Here is a 21,858-nt window from a genome sequence, read left to right on the forward strand (position 1 = left end):
TGAAAATACGTTAGCGCAACCGGTGAAACCGCCTTTGCGCGAACGGCGCGCCTGTTTAGCGAAACTGGTGAAAAATAGATTGACGCTAACACTCGACCAGCTCGTGTCCAAGAAGCCCAAGGGCTCCAGGCCGATCCTGCACTCGGACATGGGCTGGCAGTACCAGCAGGCCGGTTGGTGCAGACGGTTGGAGGAGGCCGGCGTGGTGCAGAGCATGTCCCGGAAGGGCAACTGCATCGACAACGGCGCGACGGAGCAGGTGTTCGGCCACATCAAGGACGAGTTCTTCCGCGGAAGGACGTGGCCGGACTTCGAGTCCTTCAAGGCGGACCTCGACGACTTCGTGGTCCATTGGAACACGAGGAGGCGCCAGGTTAAACTGAAGGGACTGACCCCGGAGGAGTTCCGGAGACAGTCCCTTGCGGCGTAGTTCTTATTTAAGCCGTCCAAGTTTTGGGGTGCAGTTCACACTACGTGCGGCGGGGGTTCTTTCGTCCTGCGGAATGTCCGCGAAGGTTAGCCCTCAGATCCTGCTACGACTACGTCCTCGGATTGTGGGGCTGAATGAAGGACGTGGCTGAGGGGGCCTTTTGCCCCTTTCGCTGTTTCGCGGCTTTGCCGCGAAAGTCGCGCTACTTTGGGGATGGATGGAGGATTTGGCTGTTGCCGCTTCTTATCCCTTTGCTTTTTCGCGGCTTTGCCGCGAAACGCGCAGCACCTTGGGAAATGCATTGATGCGTGGGCGGGGCTGGATTGCGGATTCAAATGGCTAGAGAGATATGGGTGCGAACGAGAAATCGTTATTGGGGTCATCCTTTTCCATAAACTCATCGAGACAAAACGTCATGTAGATTGGAACGTACAGAACCTTGCCCTCTTTGCTGAGATTCTCGTGGCTCAGTACAACGGCCTCGGGAATTTTGTACTCGCCTACACTCATCAGACGATCGAGGGCCGCATGCGCTCGAACTTTCTTGCCCGATTTGACCTCGATTGGGACAACATGCCCGTGGGCGCCTTCGATCACAAAGTCAACTTCACCGACCTCACGCGTTTGGTAGTACCATGCATCCGCCCCGAGGGCAACGAGTTCCTGCGCGACCACGTTCTCATAGAGACCACCAAGGTTGGGAGTTTTCATATCAAGATAGACAGCGCGTGCAGTGCTACCGGGGTATCGCGATGCGAGCATGCCTGTATCAGACTCGTATAGTTTGAAGGCTGTCGTTTTCTCCGTCCTCTTGAGAGGACTCCGTGGCTCCGTCACCCTGGCGACCATCAATCCAACACCTGCGTTAACAAGCCACAGGAAATCCTGCTCATATTTTTTAAGGCGAGCTCCCTCACCCAGAGACGAAACAACAAAGCGATGAGACTCCGCCTCAAGCTGAACGGGAATTTGCTCAAAAATCGACCGAACGTTAAACGCTCGAGTCGATGCATATTTTGAGATATCGCTTTTGTACTGATCGACCAACTGAGTTTGAAGCTCACGTGTGCTCACGAGCGAATAACCCGAATCAATATAATTCTGAACGACCTCCGGCATGCCGCCGCAAACGATATAAGCTCTATAGTTCTTGAGCATCGCCTCATGAATATAGTTTTCGACAGGATGTTTCTCGACAAGGCAGCTGCGAATGCCTGCAAGCACATTCTCGCTAACGCTGTTTGCCCAACAAAACTCTTCAAAATCCATCGGGCGCATAACAATGTGCTCTACATACCCCACCGGAAAAGAAGAGATCCCCTTAAACTCAGTCCCAAGCATAGACCCCGAGAAGACATAGCTAAAGCGCCCATCCTCGACCAACGCCTTCATGAGTGTAACGATCTGCGGATACTCCTGAATCTCATCGACAAAGACAAGCGTATCGCCCTCAACAAGCGGCGCATCCGCAAGAAGGGCTACGCGGTTGATAAAGTCAACGGAGTTCTTTGCGCCAACAAGTGCATTCCTTGCTTCGATATCGAGTAGTAAATTGACCTCAAAATACGAAGCGTAGTTGCTTTTTCCAAACGCGCGAATCGCATAGCTCTTGCCGATCTGACGCGCACCAGTAACAAGTAATGCCTTATTGGAGTTATTCTTCCAGCTCAAAAGCCTATCAGTGACCTTACGGCGTAGCATTAAACCCCCAAATGACAAAAATTGAGAGATAGAATCGCCTAAAATCATACAAAAATTGGCAGATAATAACGTCGTAAATATACAAAAATTGGAAGATAGCAAAGGTCCGATAAGGTCTCAAAGCCACTGAAACAGCGCTCTACTTTGCGAAGGGGCTGGGGACGCTGTTGCGTGCGTCTCCAGCCCTCTGATTCTTACTTTGGGTCCCGTGGTGGGACTATGTTGGTGCTACCTGGCTGTTTTTACCTTGTCTCGCCGCTCTCTGTGCGTAGGCGGTAGCCGTGGACGAGGTCGCTAATAGCCGGCCAGGGAATCTGGCGGTCGACCCAAAATTGGAGCTGGACCAGATAGCGCTCAGTGGCACGGGTGAGGGCCGCGAACTGTTCGTGAGTCTCTACCTGGGCGTAGAGGTCGCGGCTGTGGGCGAGGATTGCCGTAGTGTCATCCATTTTGCCGGTGACGTCAAAGGCGCCCGAGAACCAGTCGCACAGGCGCGCGGCGCTGTTGTTGATCGTTGCGAGGTCGGCGGTGCCGTCGTTGGCGTTTTCGTTGGCCTGGGCTCGCAGGAGGGAGAGAGCGTCGGCGGCGTTCATACAGTAGCCGACGGTGAAGTTCCAGACGGCGAATTCGCGGCCGGTGTCGAGCTTGCGGCGGCGCATGTAGTCGATGTCACGGGGTTCTTCGAGCATCATTTGGTCAGCGAGGGCCTCAAGTGCAGTGGTGTACTCGGCAAGGTCGAGTGCGAGCAGGGTGTTGATATCCATCATCTTTAGGCCTCCGTTTCGATCTCGACGATTTCGTTTTTAATGTACATGCCCTGGTTGTCCCAGACATTGCGGCAGGCGGCGGCAAAGCGCTCGCGGTCGGCTTCGCAGATGCGGGCGAACATGTTGCAGGTGCCAAAGGGCTCGCACACGTCAAAGAAGATGCAAATTGACGACCAGCCGCCATACCAGCTCACGGCGCCCGCTGGCTCGTGAAAGACGGGGTTCTCGATGTGCTCGTAATTGGCGATGGGGCCCGATACGGGATAGGTTACCTCGGCATCGCAGATCTTGGCCGAAAAGATACGTGACTCGACCGGACAGGACGATTCGAACAGCTTGCACGCCTCGGGAGCCTTGTCCCAGAGCATGTCGGCGAGAAACGTCTCGCCATTCAGCGTGATCTTGAGCATTTTTGTCATAGTAAGGACCTCCTCAATCCGTCGCTCAAGGGGTTCGCTGGCGGATAAGGAGAAGACAGCAGCGGGGTCGCCGAACCCAAACTTCACGACAGATCTCTGTCGCCCCAGCCCGCGCTGTTCTTCGCTAAAGTACCATGCCGTAATTGCGCGCGCAATATCAGTTTTTGAATTTCTGGAAGCGGCAATCGACGAGACGGCTCGCCGGCTGCCGGCCGACGCGCGGTAAAGGTGCTCGTCTATTCCCTAAGTTGGATGAAAAACGCTATGTTATTGCAGGGCTGCATACTCGTCTTATAAATGTATAGAATCTCGTATAGTGCGAGTAAAATATTGCGCTGTCTGTTTTGTGTTTAGCGAAGATATAGTTTGCATAATCTGGTCTAATCCCTGCTCTATCAAAATAAAGTCGCACGTAAATAGCTTAGATATGCTTGAGCTGGGCATCTTTACGCTGAACGGGTAAAAACGACCGTTCACCGTTCAACTGTTTTCAAAATGAATAAAATGAGCGATAAAGAGAATATAAACCTTAATAAACTCGCGTATTGCACGGACGTGGGTTATTAATGGGATGTAGGCCTTTTACAGAAAGGATTCCAGCAATGTCTAAGCCTCTTGGCAAGCCCGATCGTATTGTCGTCGCCCTTGGCGGCAACGCCCTCGGCAACAACCCCGTCGAGCAGATCGAGGCCGTGAGCAACACCGCCCACGCACTCCTTGGTCTCATCGAGCAGGGTAACGAGATCATCATCACCCACGGCAACGGCCCGCAGGTCGGCATGATCCAGAATGCCTTCGCCGCCGCCCACGACGCCATCGGCACCCCCGAGATGCCGCTGCCCGAGTGCGGCGCCATGTCCCAGGGCTACATTGGCTATCACCTGCAGCAGGGCATCGGCCGCGAGATGCACAAGCGCTATAAGCGTTGGCACGCCGCCACCGTCGTCACCCAGATCGAGTGCGATCCGGATGATCCCGCGTTCAAGAACCCGACCAAGCCGATCGGCCCCTTCTACACCGAGGAGCAGGCCAAGGAGTTCATGGCCGAGGATCCCTCCAAGGTCTTCGTCGAGGATTCCGGCCGCGGCTGGCGCCGCGTCGTCGCCTCCCCTGATCCCAAGAAGATCGTCGAGGCCGACTCCATCCTCAACCTGCTCGACAACGAGTTCATCGTCATCGCCTGCGGTGGCGGCGGCATCCCCGTCGTCCGCGACTACGAGAACAAGGGTTGCTACAAGGGCGTTCCCGCCGTCATCGACAAGGACCTGGGCGGCGAGCTGCTGGCCGAGGACTGCGACGCCGACGTTCTGTTCCTGCTGACCGCCGTTGAGCATGTCGCCATCAACTTTGGCAAGCCCAACCAGGAGGAGCTCGAGGACCTCACCGCCGACGAGGCCGAGCGCCTGGCCGACGAGGGCCAGTTCGGTAAGGGTTCCATGGAGCCCAAGGTCCGCGCTGCCATCAAGTTCGCCCGTTCCCGCAAGGGCCGCACCTGCATTATCGGCGCCCTGGACAAGGCCGCCGAGACCATGGCCGGCCTCTCCGGTACCCGCATCCACGAGTAGTCTCTACTCTGTTGCCTCTCTTGTGGGTGCCAGGCAAAGCGCCCACAAACTAGCCTCTCTTCATGAGCCCCGCAGTCCGCTCCGACTGCGGGGCTTTTGCTATTGAGGTGACTGTTCATGAGAAGCGCTGAAGACCGCGGAAACCCGGCACTTGGGGACGTTCCTTTTCTGCCGGCATCTTGGGACAGTCCTTTTCGGCAGCGCGAGCGGTCGTCTGCAAAGACCGTCCCCAGTGGCTAGTCATTTAATGGCTGGTCATTTAAGTCTGTCCCCAATGACTAGTATTGGCCATTTAAGTCTGTCCCCAATGACTAGTAGTAGGCCCACATGGTTTCGATTTCGTTGAGGACTTCTACGATGCCCCAACGGCGGGCGCTACGGCTGGGCGAATTGGGATCGTAGACACCGATTTGGTCGGCGTCGTCAATGCCGTAGAGGACGATGTAATGACCCACGTTGGTAAACATGCCGGGACGCACGACGGCGATTACGGGAGCACCCGAGCGCAAGGCCTGGGCCATCGAGTCTCGGTCGTTGTAGAGCTGCGTCCCGTTAAGCCCCAGCTGCGCGGCGCCGCTCGTCATAAACGACCACTCGGTGGCACCGGTGGGGGCATAGTTGCCCGCATCGGAAAGGGCGCACATATCGACCGGCGTCATATCGGTGCGCCCCGTTTTAAAGATGTAGATCATGGTGAGGCAGGTGGGTCCGCAGCCGTTTTGGCGGATAGTTCCGCCGGCGTAGGGCAGCTCCGACCATGCGGGGTCGATCTGGTAAATATGCGGCATGGTGCCGGCACTCCACTGCGAACGTGGGGTCGAAAAAGCAAACGAGTAGCCGAGTGCGACTGGGGCTTTGAGGAGCTTTTCCTCGGCGGTGGGCTCTAGGCCGGCAGAGCCATGCGAAGCACACGACCCCAGATACACAAATGCCAGACATGCCATGATGGAGCACAGGGCAAGACAGAGACGATGAATCTGCGGATTGGCGGCCCGGCCGCGTCCCAGCGGCCGTGGCTGCTTTGCGCCGCGTCCGCCGCGGGGCTTCGAAAAGAAACGGCTGATGTGGTTGTCAGACTTTCGCCGATCGATTTTCTGCCGCCGAGGCACTTCGGCCCGGCGTTGACGGGTGCCCGAGCGTGGGCGATCCGCTTGACGCGTGCTGGTATTCTGCGGCATAGACGACAAGGGGCGATCCTGCGGACGCTGCGGCCCGTCGTTGTCAGAAACACTCCTGGATGCTGGCGTGGTACGCCCGGCAAGGCGAACGTTTCGCTGTCGTTCGCCGCCGTTGTATTCGTATGCCATTTGCACCGCCTCGTCTCATGTATAACCCGTCCATCCTACAAAAAAGACGTGCAGCAAATGAGGACATACACCAAAACCTCGGTAAGCGTCATGGACGGGAGCGAGCCTGGCGTCATAAAGCGACGCCCTCCGCGAGCGATTGAGTCGCGTCATCAAAACGGACGCCCGCACCGAGTGGCGCCCCTCGCCGTTCGTCCCAAAAACGGCGCCGCTCGTTTTGCAGTTCTGCCTTCGGTCGAGCTACGAGTGGCGTTGCTGTGCCAAGGCCGTATCTTAAAGCCATGAAATAAAAAGTGCGCGGCAAAACAGGCCGTGCAAGGGGTGACGCCAAGGGGCGTCAGAAAGGAAAGGAGGGGAACAATGGCGGACAAGAACGCAGAAGTTGCAGTCGAGGATACCGGCGGCATGAAGAAAACGCTTTCGCTCTGGAACTTCTTCACCATCGGTTTCGGTGCCATCATCGGTACCGGTTGGGTTCTGCAGGTCGGCGACTGGATGGTCGTGGGCGGCGGTCCCGTTCCCGCTATGATCGCATTCCTCTTGGGTGCAATCTTCCTCGTGCCCGTCGGAGCTGTTTTCGGTGAGCTTACGGCTGCTATCCCCATCTCGGGCGGCATCGTCGAGTATGTCGATCGTAGCTTTGGCCGTACAATGAGCTACATTACCGGTTGGCTCCTGGCCCTGGGCAACGGCATCCTGTGCCCGTGGGAGGCCATTGCCATTTCGACTCTCGTGTCCGAGATGTTCGGTAGCCTGCCCGGTCTTGAGTGGCTGCGCGCCATCAAGCTCTACACCATCCTGGGCGCCGACGTTTACCTGTTCCCGACGCTGATCGCGCTCGGCTTTGCAGTCTACGTCATCTTCCTCAATTTCCGCGGTGCCAGCTCGGCCGCCAAGCTCCAAGCCTTCCTGACCAAGGCCCTGCTCTGCGGCATGCTACTCGCCATGGGCGTCTCGCTGTTCACCGGCTCGCCGAACAACGCCATGCCTGTGTTCTCCCAGGTCGCCGGTGCTGGCGGCGGTAAGGCCGCCACCGAGGGCACCAGCCTGTTCGCCGGTATCGTGTCGGTCCTGGTTCTGACCCCGTTCTTCTACGCCGGTTTCGACACCATTCCTCAGCAGGCTGAGGAAGCAGCCGAGGGCCTTAACTGGAACAAGTTCGGCAAGATCATCTCCCTGGCCCTGCTGGCCGCCGGCGGCTTCTACATGGTCTGCATTTACTCGTTCGGCACTATCCTTGACTGGCATGAGTTTGTTAAGAGCCCCGTTCCCGCGCTTGCCTGTCTTAAGGGCATCAACATGCTCCTGTACCTGGCCATGCTCGTCATCGCCACGCTTGGACCCATGGGCCCGATGAACTCCTTCTACGGCGCCACGAGCCGCATTATGCTCGCCATGGGCCGCAAGGGCCAGCTGCCCGAGAAGTTTGCCGAGGTCGATCCCAATTCCGGCGCTCCCAAGCTCGCCTGCGTCGTTCTGGCCATCATCACCGTCGTCGGTCCGTTCCTGGGCAAGAACATGCTCATCCCTCTGACCAATGTGTCGGCTCTCGCCTTCATCTTCTCTTGCGGCATGGTCGCTCTTGCCTGCCTGCGCATGCGCTTCACCGAGCCCGACCTACCTCGTCCCTACGAGGTGCCCGGCGGCAAGTTTGGCATCAGCCTCGCCATCGCTGCCTGCGCCATCATCATCGGCCTGCTCGTGATTCCGTTCTCTCCCGCCTCCCTCAACATGGTGGAGTGGAGCATCGTGATCGGCTGGTTGGCTATTGGCCTGGCTCTCATGGCTTTCACCAATTCCCGTAAAAAGTAACGCCTAACCGGGGCGGATTGGATGCGCGGTGCCCTCTCTCCCGCGTACCGAACCCGGCATCACTTGGGTAGCTTTGTGAGGCCTTAACCCAACACGGCCTCACCCACTATATGGATCCATAAGGAGGAACCATGTCCACTAAGTATGCAATCGTTGGCGGCAAGCTCATCGACGGCACCGGTGCCGAGCCGGTCGAGAACTCCCTCGTTCTCGTCGACGATAACGGCAAGATCGAGTACGCCGGTGTTATGCAGGACCTTCCCGAGGGCGTTGAGGTTATCGACGCCGCCGGCAAGACTGTCCTTCCCGGTCTGATCGACACCCACCTGCACTTCTCGGGCAACCTGACCGACGATGACACCGATTGGGTCATGCAGCCGCTCCTCGAGAAGCAGGCCGTCGCCGTCAAGCAGGCCTACGACTGCCTCACCCACGGCCTCACCACCGTCTGCGAGATCGGCCGCTTTGGTATCCAGATTCGCGACTGCATCGACAAGGGCGTCTTTAAGGGTCCGCGCGTTCTGGCCACCGGCCTCGGCTTCTGCCGTGTTGCCGGTCACGGTGACTCCCACCACTGCACCCAGGAGCTCAACAAGGAATCCCATCCCTGGGGCGACCAGGTCGACGGTCCTTGGGATCTGCGCAAGGCCGTCCGTCGTCGCCTGCGCGAGAACCCCGATGCCATCAAGATCTGGGCTACCGGTGGCGGCATCTGGCGCTGGGACTCCGGTCGCGACCAGCACTATTGCTCCGAGGAGATCCAGGCCGTGGTCGAAGAGGCCAAGATGGTCGGTATCCCCGTGTGGAGCCACTGCTACAACAACCACGCCGCCGCCTACGATTCCGTTCGCTTTGGCTGCGAGCAGCTGATTCACGGCTTCGATATCGATGAGCGCACCATGGACCTCATGGCCGAGCAGGGCACCTTCTTCACCCCGACGATCGCCTTCCTGCCCACCTGGTACGCCACCTATCCTCCCGTCTACGTCCCCGAGCTGCACGACAAGTACGAGGGTACCCTGGTCGAGAAGGAGCTGCAGCGCAACTATGACTGCCTGCGCGAGGCCAAGAAGCGCGGCGTCGTCATGACGATCGGCTCCGACTCCTTCTCCTTCGTCACCCCGTACGGCACCTGCTCCATCGAGGAGATGTACGAGTTCGTCGACAAGATCGGCTTCACCCCGGTCGAGACCATCACCTGCGCCACCCTCAACGGTGCCAAGATGTGCCACATCGAGGACGAGACCGGTTCCATCGAGGCCGGCAAGTGCGCCGACCTGCTGGTCGTCAACGGTGACGTCGCCGCCGACATCCACGTGCTCAACACCGACAACATGGACGTCATCATGAAGGACGGCTGGATTGTCGAGGCCGGCACCTTCGGCGAGCCAAACAAGTACAGCGCCTAAGCTACCGTTTGTCGATGGCTGGATATAAAACACAGTTTTTGATTGCATAATGCAATGGAGAGGGTCGCTTGCGGCCCTCTTTATTGCTATCGGTACTACGGACAAGAGGGGATGACGGTGGATCTCAATAGGCTGATTCTGGGCAAGAGTTACAACTCTACCAAGGTCTTTCGTACGGCCCAGCATGTGGTTCAGGCCATCCTACTCGGTGTTGTCGTTCCGGCGCTTATCTTGCTGCTTATCTGGGATTTAACCGATAATCCCAATCCCGTTCCAGGCGTTGTCGTTATTGCCGGCCTGGTCATGCTGTGCTTCTTCTTCTCGTATGTCTTTGTGGTCCCCGATGACCTCACATCGAGCGCAACCGACCGCACGCTCGCCATCGCATCAAAAATATTCGCCTACACGTCGCGCGGCCTTACGCCCGAAGCGGCCCTGGGTGCCTCTAAAATCATCCTGTCCGAGACCATCGCTTCTGCCATCTGCTTTACTGACGGCAGGCAGGTGCTGGCAAGCTGGGGCGAGGACTCGGCAAAGTGCCCTGCCGGAACCCCGGTAGTGCTCAAGACCACGCTCAACGTGATTGAGACGGGCGAGCAGAGCGTGTTTTCGCGTGATGCCTCCAATGAGACGGGCGGCTATTTTCCCCGTCTGCGTGCCGGTATTGTCGCGCCGCTTAGCGTGCGTGGTCATTGCGTGGGCACACTCGAGCTGTATTACCCCCGCCTGAGCAGCATCGATATGCGCCAGACGGCGCTTGCCTCGGGTTTCGCCGATCTCATTTCCACGCAGCTCGCCAGCTTTGAGCTCGAGCGCCAGGATGAGCTCACGGCCCGCGTTGAGCTCCGCGCTCTGCAGTCGCAGGTCGATCCGCATTTTCTATTCAATACCATTAGCACGATCGTTTCGCTCGTTCGAACCGAGCCCGACAAGGCGCGATCGCTGCTGATCGACTTTTCCAACTACTATCGTCAGACGCTTTCTGACTCCGATACGCTCACCACGCTCGAGCACGAGGTGGAACAGGGCACCCGTTATATCAATCTTATGCAGGCCCGGTATGGCGACGGCCGTCTGCGCGTTTCGGTCGACATCGACTTTGAGGTGCGCGACAGCCTGGTGCCGCCGTTTATCTTGCAGCCGCTGCTCGAAAACTGCATCAAGCATGCGCAGCGCGAGACCGAGCCGCTTTCCATTCGTGTTAGGGCTTTTGAGACCGATGACGGCTTGGAGATCATCGTCGAAGATGACGGCATCGGTATGAGCGAAGAAGTCTGCGCGCATCTGTTTGAGCAGCATCGCCGAGAGGAGCCCGAAAGCATTACCGCCGACGGCTCCGTCAAGCGAGGCTGCGGCCTGGCGCTCTTCAACGTGCTTCAGCGCATCCATTTCTTTTACGGAGAAGATTCTGGCATGCGCGTGAAGTCCCAGGAGGGCGTGGGAACGCAGGTCATCGTTGAGTTGAACGGCGAGCCGCATGAGCCGGCGCCGCTAACGGTGTAGCACGCGGTTGGATTGAGAGAAAAAAGAGGGGAAGCGCATATGTCCGAAGGCTGGAATATCTTGGTGGTTGATGACGAGCCCCCAATTAGGGCTGAGCTACGCTATCTGTTGGAAAAGGATGCGCGTGTGGGCCAGATTGCCGAGGCGGGCAATGTCACCGAAGCCGTGGAATCGATTCTGTCGAACAAGCCCGACGTGCTGTTTTTAGACATTACCATGCCCGGTCGCTCGGGAATTGAGCTTGCCGAGACGCTTCAGAACCTAAAGACACCGCCGGTCGTGGTGTTTGTGACGGCATTTGCCGAGTATGCGGCCGATGCCTATAACCTCGATGCCGTCGATTACATCGTAAAGCCGGTCGAGGATGCTCGCCTGTCAAAGGCGCTCGATAAGATCGAGACCGCCCTGGGCGCTCGCCGTGTCGCCCATGCTCCGCACCAGCCTTTGCGCCTGACGGTGGATCGTGGGGGTAAAAAGGTGTTCATTCCCGTGGCGGATGTCTGCTACTTTGAGGCGCGCGCCGATTTTTGCAACGCCGTCTGCGCCGAGGGAACATATCTGATCAATGAGTCGATTTCATCGCTCGAGCGGCGCCTGGCCTCCGAGGGCTTTATCCGTGTCCACCGCAGCTATCTGGTCAATTTGGAAGACGTGCACAATGTCGAGATCGGTTCTACGGGTCTTATGGAACTCAGGCTCGATCGCGTAACCTCGACGGTGCCCGTGTCCCGTCGTCGCGCTGCCGAGGTTAAGGCGCGCCTGGGGCTTGTGTAGACGGTCCGCATGCCATCGTTTGCCGACGCGGGTTTGGCATGGCCGCGCGGTGGGCATAATGGGTGACATCGAATGAAATCGAAAGGATCATTATGCCTGCGCTTATTACGCATCATCTGTTTGGCGAGGAAAGCATCGATCGTCTGCCGCAGGGCGTCATTACGTCCGACGAGGAACGCATTGCCTTTATCCTGGGCAACCAGGGTCCCGACCCGTTTTTCTTCCACATCCTGACGCCGCGCGTTTCCGACTGCACGCTGCTGGCGCAGGCCATGCATCGCTCGCGCATGTCGCGCCAGTTCTCGTGCCTGCGCGACGGCGTGTCCCATCTGCTCCCGCGCGATGCCAACTTGGGCCGCGCCTTTGCGCTGGGCCTGCTGTCGCACTACGTGCTCGACCGTAATGCCCACCCCTTTGTCTACGAGCAGCAGTTTGGCATTGTCGAGTCCGATCCCGAGCTGGGGGATTCGGGCAGCCAGGTCCATGCGGTGCTCGAAAGCGACCTGGACGTGTTGATGCTGCAGCTCAAGCGCGACGGGGCCACGGTCGAGGACTATCCGCCGGCGGGCGAGATCGTCACCACCGACCGCATCAATCGCGTGGCCGGCGTGCTGATGAGCTATGTTGCCGGGCGTGTGTACGGTATCGATATCCCAGCGGGGGAGTACGGTGCCGCCGTTGCCGACATGCAGCTGCTCTATCGCGCCATTGAGCCGGCGGGCTCGGCCAAGACGCGTGCAATTGCCCTGGTCGAGGGCCTAGTACACGACTACTCCCTGCTCGATGGCCTTGCTCACCGCGTGACGACCGAGCCGCCCGAGCGCACCGGCAATCTGGGCCGTCTGACGTGGAAGAACCCCTTTACCGATGAGGTCTCGAACGAGAGCTTCCCCGAGGTCTTTGACCGCGCGCTGGTCGATTACGAGTGCACGGTCACCCGCTTTATCGAGACCGGCGATATGGAGGCCGTGACCAACCACGTCAATTACAGCGGTCGCGTGCTCGGCGCTGACGAAGAGTTCGACCGCGAGGAGTAGGGCTCGTGCGTGCCCCTTTGCCGAATCCTTACCGGTGCCTCTGTGCAATTGGGGTACGATGAACTGACTGCATATCGGGCGAATACGAAGGGTCCCTGTCCATGAAATACACCAAGCTCGAGCGTAACTGGGTTATGTACGATGTGGGCAATTCGGCCCTCGTGTTGCTCAACACCTCGGTGGTTCCCATCTACTTTAACGCCATCAATACCGGTGCTTCCTCGGCCGACCTGGTGGTCGCTTGGGGTAGCGCGCAGACGATTGCCTCGCTGGTCATTGCCATGCTCATGCCCATTCTGGGCGCGCTTGCCGATTACGCCGGCAACAAGATCAAGTTTTTCTTGGGCTTCTTCCTCACGGGCTTGGTGCTTTGCCTGGCGCAGGCTATCCCAATGTCCGCCATGGCATTTTTGGCCGTGTACGTGCTGTGCACCATCGGCCTTAACTCTTCTATGACGTTCTATGACGCCATGCTGCCCGACATTACCACCGACGAGCGCATGGACGCCGTGTCCAGCTCGGGCTATGCCTGGGGCTACATCGGTTCCACCGTGCCGTTCATCATCTGTCTGGTGCTTATCATGGGTGGTCCCGCTCTTGGCGTCCCCACCATGCTGGCAACGCGTCTGTCGTTTGTCATCACTGGTGCCTGGTGGCTCATCTTTACCCTGCCGCTCATTCGCTCCTATAAGCAAAAGTACGGTCGCGAGCGCGGTCCCGAGGACACCATCGGCCACATCGTGGGCGGCGTGTTCTCCGAGGTCGTACACACCATGCGCGAGATCGCCCACAACAAGATCGTGCTGGTCTACATGATCGCGTTCTTCTTCTACATCGACGGTGTGCACACGGTCATTTCCATGGCAACCAGCTACGGTTCGGCTCTGGGCATCGACTCGACCCAGCTGGTACTGGCCCTGCTCGTTACGCAGTTCGTGGCCTTTCCGTCCGCCATCATCTACGGCAAGCTCGCCGGACGCGTGGGCACGCTCAACATGATCCTGGTAGCGGTCGCCGCCTACATGGGCATTGTGCTGTTCGCCGCGTTTTTCCTCAAGACCGCCTTTGAATTCTGGGTGCTTGCCATTATGGTCGGCCTGTTCCAGGGTGGCGTGCAGGCACTCAGCCGTAGCTACTTTGGCCGCATCATCCCCAAGGAAAAGTCCAACGAGTACTACGGCTTCTTTGACATCTTTGGGCGCTATGCAAGCGTTATGGGCACCTTTCTGGTGTCGGTCGTCACCTCGCTGACCGGCAACCCGTCGCTGGGCGTTCTTTCCATTGCTGTGCTGCTGGTCGTTGGCTTTATGCTGCTGGCCCGCCTGTCTCGCATGACTCGAGCGGCAGAGCATGCCGCATAGGAGCGGGCGGCTATTGTGCCTGTCCGCGGTACTCTTTTGGGGTTATCCGCAATAAACATTGCGACTTGCGAGCAATGATTTGCCCAAGTGGGTATGATGGAATCAGCTAGGTCGCGGGGCGTCGCCTGTGTTTGGCGGCGCCTCGTTTTTGTGTTGCAGGGAGGGAAGGCATGAACGCCACGGTTGTGATTCCAACATATTGGGCGGGCGATGATGCCCATGCAAACGCTCCCGGTGTCTATGACCACTCGACGAAGCTCAACGCCACCAATCCCGAGCTCGATCACTGTCTTGCTTCGCTCGAGCAGGTACGCGATATTCCGCGAATCATCCTTTTGGTGGTCTGTCCCATCTCGGCCACGGCGGATGTGTCGAAGCGCGTACGCGAAATCGTCGACGCGCACCCTACGCTCAAAGTTACCGTAGTCACCAATACCCAGGCATCACGTATCGCCGACCGCGTAGCGCAGATTGCGCCCAAGGGTTCGGGGGAATGCGTGAGCCTGCGCGGCTATGGCGCCATCCGCAATATGGGACTTGCCTGTGCCGCCGTGCTGGGTCACGATGCCGTCATCTTTTTGGATGACGACGAGACTGTCATCGATGCCGACTTTATGAAACGCGCGACTTACGCGTTGGGGCAGCAGACGCGTCAGGGCCTGCCAATCTTGGTTAAGAGCGGCTACTTTTACGATCGAGACGGATCGCCGCTGGCCCCCACGGACAAGGTGGGCATCTGCCACCGTTGGTGGACCAAGCGTATTGAGTTCAATCGCTGGATGAAAAAGGCGCTCTCGGGCACCCGTATTTCGCGTTCAAACTATGTGTGCGGCGGCCTTATGGCCCTCCATGCCCGCGCCTTTACCCGCGTGGCATTTGACCCGTTTATCACTCGTGGCGAGGACCTGGACTACCTCTTTAATATGCGCATATTTGGCTACGACGTATGGTTTGATAACGAGTGGACCGTACGCCATCTACCGCCCGAGTCCGAGAAACGCTCGCCGCGCTTTATGCAGGACGTGTACCGTTGGTACTACGAACGTGCCAAGCTAACGTTTGCCGCGCATCAGAAAGAGCTCATTCCCGTTACAGCCGCGTCTCTCATGCCCTATCCGGGTCCGTGGATTTCGCGCGAGCTTGACGATCGCGTGCGTAAGACTGCCATGGTCCGCAGCATTTTTACCCGCGAGCACGAGGGATACCTACGCATTTGGCGCCACGGTATTGACGAGGCCAGGACCTACGCACGCCAAAACGCCGCAAGCTACCTGCGTTTCCAGAGCTTCTGGCCCAAGATTATGGATGGGCTCTGGCGTGACGCCCAGCTGACCAGCATCCTGGAGGGGACTGAATGATCGACCGCCGCGCCCAGCGCGATAGTTCAATGTCAATCTTTCGCATCATTGCCGTATCCTGCGCCATTTGTGTGCTGGTGTACTTTGTTTTTGCCCTGGCGACTGGAATCGATCCAATCGCGACCGTGGTCGCCTGTACGCTGCTATGCATCTTCCTGTGTATCTTTTTCTTTTTGACGCTCAATCCCGATTCGGTTCGCTCGCAGTACACCGAGGAGACGCTCTCGGTGGCCTCGGCCATGCTCGAGGACATTAAAGGCGGTCTGACGCAGGAGTCAGCACGTCTGGTGTGCCAGCGCATTTTGCCCGAGACACGCGCCATGACAGTTGCCGTTACCGACGAGAGCAACGTACTGGCCTGCGCGGGCGAGTTTGAGGAAAAGCTGCTGCCCAATTCTCCCATTCATACGCTCGCCACGCGCTACGTCATCGAACACGGTATCGTCCAGTCGTTCAACCGTGTGGTGGACGTGGTGGGTTCGGATGGCTCACACAACCAGGTCCCCGCTGGCATCATCGCACCCATCAAGGTGGGCGACCGCACCGTCGGCACGCTCAAGTTCTATTACAAGACCCCGCGTGCCGTCGACCGTACCCAGTATGCGCTCGCCTCGGGTTTTGCCGAAATCCTGTCCACGCAGCTCGCCATTCACGAGCTCGAGGTGCAAAAGGAGCTCACGGCCCGTGCCGAGGTGCGTGCCCTGCAGGCGCAGATTAACCCGCACTTCCTGTTCAACACGCTCAACACCATCGCATCGTTTACGCGTACCGACCCGCTGCGCGCCCGCGAGCTGCTGCGCGAGTTCTCCTCGTTCTATCGCGCAACGCTCGACAATTCGGGCTCCCTCATTCCCGTGTCGCGCGAGGTCGCACAGACCAAGCGCTACCTGACGTTTGAGAAGGCGCGCTTTGGCGAGGATCGCGTGCTGGCGACCTTTGACGTGTCCGAGGACGTCGAGGACACGCTGGTTCCGGCATTTGTGATCCAACCGATTGTCGAGAACGCCGTGCGTCACGGCATGGGTGATGCCAGTGCGCTGAAGATTGACGTGACGGTCCGCAGAGATGGTGACGATGCGATTTTGATTTCGGTGGCCGATGACGGTGTGGGCATGGACGAGGGCATCGCTGCCAGACTGTTTGACGAGCGCTCTGCCCGTCCCGACGCCAGCTCCCCGCAGGGTGGCGGCGCCGGCGTTGCCATGCACAATATTTCGGAGCGCATTCATCGCTTTTATGGGCCGCACTCCTATACGCGCGTCGAATCGGCGCCGGGTAAGGGCGCTAAAGTGCTCCTACATCTCGATTTGTCGGAGAGCATCTTCGACATTCAAGAGTAGAATAATTGGTCACGGGCTTAACGCCGGTTGGCGTATGCCCGATGTAGTTTGTTGACGAAAGGTTTTATCCCCATGCTGCGTGCGATGATTGTGGATGATGAGGCCCCGGCCCGTTCGGAACTTCGCTTCTTGCTCGAGCAGACGGGCAAGATCGGCACGATCACAGAAGCGTCGAGCGTTCGCTCCGCCATCGAGATGCTTATGGAGAGTCGCGTTGATGTCGTGTTCCTCGATATTTCGATGCCTGGCGCTTCGGGTCTGCAACTTGCCGAGGCGCTGCATAAGCTTAAGAATCCGCCGGCGATCGTGTTTGTGACCGCGTACAGCGATCATGCGGTTGAGGCGTTTGATGTGGATGCCGTCGACTATCTGATGAAGCCGGTAGAGGAAGCCCGCCTGGATCGTGCAATCGAGAAGGTCATGCAGCGCACGAAGCCCGTTGCGGACAGCAAGGTGACCATCGAGCGCATCCCGGTGGAGAAGGGCGGCCGCAAGGTGCTCATTCCTGTGGACGACATTCGCTTCATTATGGCCAAGGACGATTACTCCTGTATCTATACCGTCGACGACCGTTTTTTGTCGACGACCTCGCTGGCACAGTTCGAGGCCAAGCTCTGTGATTTTGGCTTTTTCCGCGTTCACCGCCGCTATATCGTTAACTTGGCGTGTGTTACCGACGTCGAGACGGTTCCCTCGGGCGCTATCCAGCTGGGCATTACGGGCGTCGACGAACGCGTACCGGTTTCGCGCCGTCGCGTCGTACCGCTCAAGAAGGCCCTGAGCCTCTAGCACACCGGCCCCGCAGCCCTGTAGACCAAAATCGTCTGCGGAGCCGCGGGGCTTTTTGTATAAATGCACCAAATCGTTTGCGGAAGGGATCCCATGAACAGTGCAAGCGCCAAGCGTATCGACATCATCTCGGACACCCACGGTTATCTGTCGCCCGCGCTTTTAGATGAGTTGAGCGGCGCGGACCTGATTATCCATGCCGGCGATCTTACGTCGGAGATGGACTACGAACATCTGCGAACCATTGCCCCCGTGCGAGCGGTTCTGGGCAATAACGACTACTACCGTGATTACGGCCCCGAAGTGGACCGTCTGGCGCTCTTTAGCTACGAGGGCCTTAAGTTTGCCGTAGCCCACTACCGCGAAGACCTCCCGGTGGGATCCGTGGACGTAGGCATCAACGGTCACACTCACGTAACCAAAGAGGCCCAGGTGGGCCGCTGCTTGGTCCTCAACCCAGGCAGCGCCAGCTACCCCAGGGGCACCCGGGGCCCCACCATGGCCAGAATGCTCGTCAAAGACGGCAAGATTCTCAGCACCAAATTTATCGACCTAGAGTAAACGCAACAAAAACGGGGGATGCAGATTGCATCCCCCGTTTTTCTTTGAGCCAAAGGCCGAAGTTCAACAACAACCATCAGACAACCCCGCCCAGGAGAACGGGGGTCCCGAGCCGCGAAGCGGCGAGCAACAAAGTCTTCGAACAAAGTGACGGCAGGGAGGGTCTCCGGGGCCGGCTGGCGCGGGTTAAGTTTGTCGCGAGTTCCGCACGCAAAGGAAAGCACTTAATGTGCTTTCCGTCTTGCGCAGGACTGTAGAGCAGCAAACTTAACCCGCGCCAGCCGGCCCCGGAGACCCTCCCGGAGGGACCCAAAAAATATTTTCAAAAAAGTTGTTGCGCGGCGAACAGACTTCTGTGTATACTAATCCCCGCAGCGCACGCGAGCGGAAACAAACGCGAACGACTGCCTGGGGAGTTAGCTCAGTTTGGTTAGAGCGCCGGCCTGTCACGTCGGAGGTCGCGGGTTCGAGCCCCGTACTTCCCGCCAACGCAATTAAAGCCACGTCTTCGGACGTGGCTTTTTGCGTTTAATAGGACAAGCGCTCGGCCGTCCCTTTCATTCTGCTCCTTGTTTCCGAGATGCGGAAATGAATTAAGTATATCGGTTTAAACAGGGGGGTTTGTTGCGCAACACTCGTTCAACGAAACAGGGGGTTAGGTTATACTAAATTCCACTGTTGGCCTAATCTGATGCAATTTGCTTTGGATTCGACCTTCAGCGGACATCTAATTCACTATTTGGTTGTCCCGGCGGTTATTTAGCGTCTCGACGTAAGCTCGGCCCCGGAGCCCGTTCGAGCTGTTCGTATTCCTTGAAAGGGGAAACATGGACATATCGAGGAAGACTGATTATGCCCTCCGCATGCTTGCGATGCTTGCCGAGGAGCCGGAGCGGTTGCTTTCTGTTCGCACTGCTGCCGAAGAGGTCAATGTTCCGTATTCGTTTGCCCGTTCGATCCAACACGGTTTGGTTCAGGCCGGTATTGTGGAGAGCCTGCGTGGCGTCCACGGCGGTATGCGTCTTAAGGTCAACCCGAGCGAGGTCACTATCCGTCAGGTCGTCGAGGCCGTTCAGGGCCCTATGGTTATGAATGATTGCACGGCACTCGATGGCGACTGTGCACGCAGGGGCACGTGCTGCTATCATCCCCTGTGGGCTGGGGCCCAGGCGCTGATGCGTGACTACCTCGATTCCGTTTCGCTGGACGATGTCGTCGCTCGCCGCCAGTTCCCCGCCGTCGATCCCAAGTTCGCCGACCGCGACGCCTTTCCCGAGTATGCCGTTTGCGCGTGTGCTTGCCGGGAGGAGTAGCGCCGCATAAGGAGTATAGCTATGATTCAGGACCCCTTTCGTTCGATGATTCGTTCGGAAGGGGTTCTGCGTTATCGCGACCTTCCGTGGCGCCGCACACGCGACCCGTACATCATCTGGCTTTCCGAGGTCATGCTGCAGCAGACGCAGGTTCCACGCGTAGAGATGCGCATGCCGGCATGGCTCGACCGCTTTCCGACCGTGCATTCTCTCGCCCAGGCCGCTCCTTCTGATGTTTTGGACGCTTGGCAGGGCATGGGCTACAACCGCCGTGCTTTGGCGCTCCATAAGGCTGCGCAGCGACTCGTGGAGGACTGGGATGGGGAGTTTCCGCGTGATACACGCGACCTGGTCGCGCTGCCCGGTATTGGGCCCGCAACGGCGCAGGGCATTCGGTCGTTTGCGTTTGATCTTCCGGGAGTGTACCTGGAGACCAATGTGCGCACGGTCTTTCTGCATCACTTTTTTCCTGACGTTCCGTCTGTTCCCGACCGCGAGCTGGTGCCGTTGATCCAGGCGGCCTGCCCGGCGGCGCCCGGTGCGGCGGCGGATGAGGCCGCTCCCTTTGCCGTGCCGCTCGACGATGCCGATACGCCGCGCGCGTGGTATTACGCGCTGCTGGATTACGGCGCGTATCTCAAAAAGACGCTGCCCAATCCGTCTAGGCGCTCGGCGGGCTACAGCCGCCAGTCCAAGTTTGAGGGCTCGCGTCGGCAAAAGCGTGCCCATATCGTGCGCATGCTGCTTGCAGCCCGCGACGGACAGCCGGCGGGCATAACGCTTGTTGAAGCTGTTGCAGGCGTTAACAAGATGGAGGCCGCAGCGGGTCGCGAACCGGTTGGTTGCGATTTTATTGCGGGCATTCTTGCCGACCTGGAGCGCGAAGGCTTTTGTCGTGCCGAAGGCGAGCGCTGGCTGAGTGTGTGATGACGCGAATTTGCAGAATAGGATAGTAAGGTTTAGATTCTCGGCATGAGGGTATCCTAAAAACAATGCCGCTCAAAGTCTGTGGGCGGCGCGTATTGAAGGGAAGTACACCTATGGATTTTGAGAATTCTCAAACCAAGAAGAACCTCGAGACCGCTTTTGCCGGTGAGTCCCAGGCGCACACCAAGTATCGTTACTATGCATCCAAGGCCAAAAAGGACGGCTACGTTCAGATTTCGAATATCTTTGCAGAGACGGCGGGCAACGAGTCCGAGCATGCCAAGCTGTGGTTTAAGTACCTGCACGACGGTGCTGTTCCGGATACGCTGGACAACCTGCGCGATGCTGCCGCGGGCGAGAACTACGAGTGGACCACGATGTATGACGAGTTCGCCAAGACCGCCGAAGAGGAGGGTTTTGCCGAGATCGCCGCGAAGTTCCGTGGCGTTGGCGCTGTCGAGAAGGCTCACGAGGAGCGCTATAACAAGCTCGTCGAGCGCATTGAATCGGGCGAGGTGTTTGAGCGCGAGGGCGTAAAGGTGTGGAAGTGCCTGAACTGCGGGCACCTGCATGTTGGTGCCAAGGCGCCCGAGGTGTGCCCGGTTTGCAACCATCCCAAGGCGTACTTTGAGGAGCAGGTGGTGAACTACTAGCGCGTGGCGCTGGCTGCGCTCCGGCTTCGGGCCGTCGCGTGCTCGCTACAGAAAAGCTGATAAGAAGTTTGTGTGCCGCCCCTTTTGGGGCGGCACGTTTTGTTTGGGGTCCCTGTCTTCACAATTTCCGTCAAGCTTTTGGTTAGGTTTTGGTCGGATGGCGCAAGGGCGAGAGGGCAAAAGATTGCTGGCGAAAAAAGCTCAAAGAAAGTGCTGGTAGGGGAGTTGTTGAACTTTTCGACAGTTTTCTGACAAAAGAATCTTTGCGGCTATTGCCGCGGATTTCGTTGCCGCGGCCGCGATGGTGCGGGATGCTGGGCGCAAGCATCGAATGCTCCTATTGAGGAGGCCAACATGGATCTGTTTCTTGAGACCCCGCAGCAACAAGCCGAGCGCATGCTGCGCCAACAGCAGCGGCTTATGGAGATGCAAATGCAAGGGGCAGCCGTCCAGCCTCCTGCGCAAAACGCCGCGCCCGCGGTATCGTCTGCGGGTGAGGTGGACCCAGGAGCCTATTCCGTACAGCAAGATTCATATGCGCAGGAGCTTGCGTTCGACAAGCGTCGTGCGCGTCGCCGTCGCTGGGCCCAGCGCCTGCGTACGCTGGCGATGATCGTGCTGATCCCGTTGGGACTCGCGGCAATCTTCTTGGCCTCATATGCCCTTACGTGCATTCTCAACGGCGCTTCGCCCAGCGAAGTGCTCCAACATTTAACAGCTCTCGGCCAGCGCCTGGGCGATGTCGTAACAACCATCCGCGCCGGCTGGGAGAGTTAGCGTTTGTCACATTAGGACTTCTAGGGTGCAGGGATTATCGCCACGAGTAGAATTC

22 protein-coding genes and 1 tRNA gene are annotated in these 21,858 nt (G+C 58.3%); 18 read left to right on the top strand and 5 right to left on the bottom strand.

Annotated features, from left to right (window positions below; all coding sequences use genetic code 11):
• Together ACTNDJ_RS02270 and ACTNDJ_RS02275 are read left to right on the top strand one after the other, a co-directional pair.
• Positions 1-430 (top strand): transposase (locus tag ACTNDJ_RS02270; RefSeq protein ID WP_441083259.1); only part of this gene is annotated, 430 nt, incomplete at its 5' end.
• A 160-nt stretch (positions 431-590) separates the two neighbouring features.
• Positions 591-773 (top strand): hypothetical protein, encoded by a 183-nt coding sequence (locus ACTNDJ_RS02275; protein ID WP_427729279.1) that lies wholly within the window; start codon positions 591-593, stop codon positions 771-773.
• Here the strand turns inward: ACTNDJ_RS02275 and ACTNDJ_RS02280 are convergent.
• The 3 genes from ACTNDJ_RS02280 to ACTNDJ_RS02290 form a co-directional block, all read right to left on the bottom strand.
• Positions 770-2,131 carry an ATP-binding protein gene (locus ACTNDJ_RS02280; protein WP_441064199.1) on the bottom strand — a complete coding sequence of 454 codons (1,362 nt, stop codon included), beginning with the start codon at positions 2,129-2,131 and terminating at the stop codon, positions 770-772. The genes ACTNDJ_RS02275 and ACTNDJ_RS02280 overlap by 4 nt on opposite strands.
• 242 nt (positions 2,132-2,373) lie before the next feature.
• On the bottom strand, positions 2,374-2,895 hold the full coding sequence (locus tag ACTNDJ_RS02285; protein ID WP_271758658.1) for a hypothetical protein: 522 nt from the start codon (positions 2,893-2,895) through the stop codon (positions 2,374-2,376).
• Between the two features lie 5 nt (positions 2,896-2,900).
• Positions 2,901-3,317: a DUF3830 family protein gene (locus ACTNDJ_RS02290; protein WP_154518619.1), complete on the bottom strand. Its 417-nt coding sequence runs from the start codon at positions 3,315-3,317 to the stop codon at positions 2,901-2,903.
• 602 nt (positions 3,318-3,919) lie between these two features.
• Between ACTNDJ_RS02290 and arcC the strand changes: the two genes are divergently transcribed.
• Positions 3,920-4,882: a carbamate kinase gene (gene arcC, locus ACTNDJ_RS02295; protein WP_006235166.1), complete on the top strand. Its 963-nt coding sequence runs from the start codon at positions 3,920-3,922 to the stop codon at positions 4,880-4,882.
• A gap of 311 nt (positions 4,883-5,193) precedes the next feature.
• On the opposite strand, the gene ACTNDJ_RS02300 is transcribed toward arcC, so the two are convergent.
• Positions 5,194-5,826, bottom strand: coding sequence for a C39 family peptidase (locus tag ACTNDJ_RS02300; protein ID WP_441083260.1), 633 nt, complete (start codon positions 5,824-5,826; stop codon positions 5,194-5,196).
• A gap of 723 nt (positions 5,827-6,549) precedes the next feature.
• On the opposite strand from ACTNDJ_RS02300, the gene ACTNDJ_RS02305 reads away from it, so the two are divergent.
• The 14 genes from ACTNDJ_RS02305 (at position 6,550) to rbr (ending at position 21,026) form a co-directional block, all read left to right on the top strand.
• Positions 6,550-8,001 carry an APC family permease gene (locus ACTNDJ_RS02305; protein ID WP_441031882.1) on the top strand — a complete coding sequence of 484 codons (1,452 nt, stop codon included), beginning with the start codon at positions 6,550-6,552 and terminating at the stop codon, positions 7,999-8,001.
• 131 nt (positions 8,002-8,132) lie between these two features.
• Positions 8,133-9,410 (top strand): metal-dependent hydrolase family protein, encoded by a 1,278-nt coding sequence (locus ACTNDJ_RS02310; RefSeq protein ID WP_154518625.1) that lies wholly within the window; start codon positions 8,133-8,135, stop codon positions 9,408-9,410.
• A 117-nt stretch (positions 9,411-9,527) separates the two neighbouring features.
• Complete coding sequence (locus tag ACTNDJ_RS02315; RefSeq protein ID WP_427728891.1) at positions 9,528-10,913, top strand: sensor histidine kinase; 1,386 nt, start codon at positions 9,528-9,530, stop codon at positions 10,911-10,913.
• Between the two features lie 39 nt (positions 10,914-10,952).
• Positions 10,953-11,687: a LytR/AlgR family response regulator transcription factor gene (locus tag ACTNDJ_RS02320; protein ID WP_441064196.1), complete on the top strand. Its 735-nt coding sequence runs from the start codon at positions 10,953-10,955 to the stop codon at positions 11,685-11,687.
• Between the two features lie 92 nt (positions 11,688-11,779).
• Positions 11,780-12,724, top strand: coding sequence for a zinc dependent phospholipase C family protein (locus tag ACTNDJ_RS02325; RefSeq protein WP_441064194.1), 945 nt, complete (start codon positions 11,780-11,782; stop codon positions 12,722-12,724).
• 101 nt (positions 12,725-12,825) lie between these two features.
• Positions 12,826-14,085 (top strand): MFS transporter, encoded by a 1,260-nt coding sequence (locus ACTNDJ_RS02330; protein ID WP_441064193.1) that lies wholly within the window; start codon positions 12,826-12,828, stop codon positions 14,083-14,085.
• Positions 14,086-14,255: 170 nt separating this feature from the next.
• A complete protein-coding gene (locus ACTNDJ_RS02335) occupies positions 14,256-15,443 on the top strand; it encodes a glycosyltransferase (RefSeq protein ID WP_441064192.1) in 1,188 nt (395 codons plus the stop codon).
• Positions 15,440-16,783, top strand: a complete 1,344-nt coding sequence (locus tag ACTNDJ_RS02340; RefSeq protein WP_154518643.1) for a histidine kinase — start codon at positions 15,440-15,442, stop codon at positions 16,781-16,783. The genes ACTNDJ_RS02335 and ACTNDJ_RS02340 overlap by 4 nt, the downstream gene beginning before the upstream one ends.
• A 72-nt stretch (positions 16,784-16,855) precedes the next feature.
• Positions 16,856-17,572, top strand: coding sequence for a LytR/AlgR family response regulator transcription factor (locus ACTNDJ_RS02345; RefSeq protein WP_154518646.1), 717 nt, complete (start codon positions 16,856-16,858; stop codon positions 17,570-17,572).
• A gap of 93 nt (positions 17,573-17,665) precedes the next feature.
• Positions 17,666-18,133, top strand: coding sequence for a metallophosphoesterase family protein (locus ACTNDJ_RS02350; RefSeq protein WP_441064190.1), 468 nt, complete (start codon positions 17,666-17,668; stop codon positions 18,131-18,133).
• Between the two features lie 410 nt (positions 18,134-18,543).
• A tRNA-Asp gene (locus ACTNDJ_RS02355) sits at positions 18,544-18,621 on the top strand.
• A 339-nt stretch (positions 18,622-18,960) separates the two neighbouring features.
• Positions 18,961-19,446, top strand: coding sequence for an RrF2 family transcriptional regulator (locus ACTNDJ_RS02360; protein WP_154518481.1), 486 nt, complete (start codon positions 18,961-18,963; stop codon positions 19,444-19,446).
• A gap of 21 nt (positions 19,447-19,467) precedes the next feature.
• The gene (locus tag ACTNDJ_RS02365) at positions 19,468-20,373 is read left to right on the top strand and encodes an adenine glycosylase (protein ID WP_427796179.1); all 906 of its coding nucleotides are present in this window, start codon (positions 19,468-19,470) and stop codon (positions 20,371-20,373) included.
• A 113-nt stretch (positions 20,374-20,486) separates the two neighbouring features.
• Positions 20,487-21,026: a rubrerythrin gene (gene rbr, locus ACTNDJ_RS02370; RefSeq protein WP_154518486.1), complete on the top strand. Its 540-nt coding sequence runs from the start codon at positions 20,487-20,489 to the stop codon at positions 21,024-21,026.
• 142 nt (positions 21,027-21,168) lie between these two features.
• Here rbr and ACTNDJ_RS02375 read toward each other — a convergent pair whose 3' ends face one another.
• A complete protein-coding gene (locus tag ACTNDJ_RS02375; RefSeq protein WP_154518490.1) occupies positions 21,169-21,354 on the bottom strand; it encodes a hypothetical protein in 186 nt (61 codons plus the stop codon).
• A 26-nt stretch (positions 21,355-21,380) separates the two neighbouring features.
• Here ACTNDJ_RS02375 and ACTNDJ_RS02380 point away from each other — a divergent pair, with 26 nt between their 5' ends.
• Entirely contained in the window at positions 21,381-21,803 is a 423-nt protein-coding gene (locus tag ACTNDJ_RS02380; protein WP_154518493.1) for a hypothetical protein, read from the top strand.
• The last annotated feature ends 55 nt before the right edge of the window (positions 21,804-21,858 follow it).

Origin of the sequence: Collinsella sp. HCP3S3_D1 (genome assembly GCF_052064015.1) — a bacterium.
GTDB lineage: Bacteria > Actinomycetota > Coriobacteriia > Coriobacteriales > Coriobacteriaceae > Collinsella.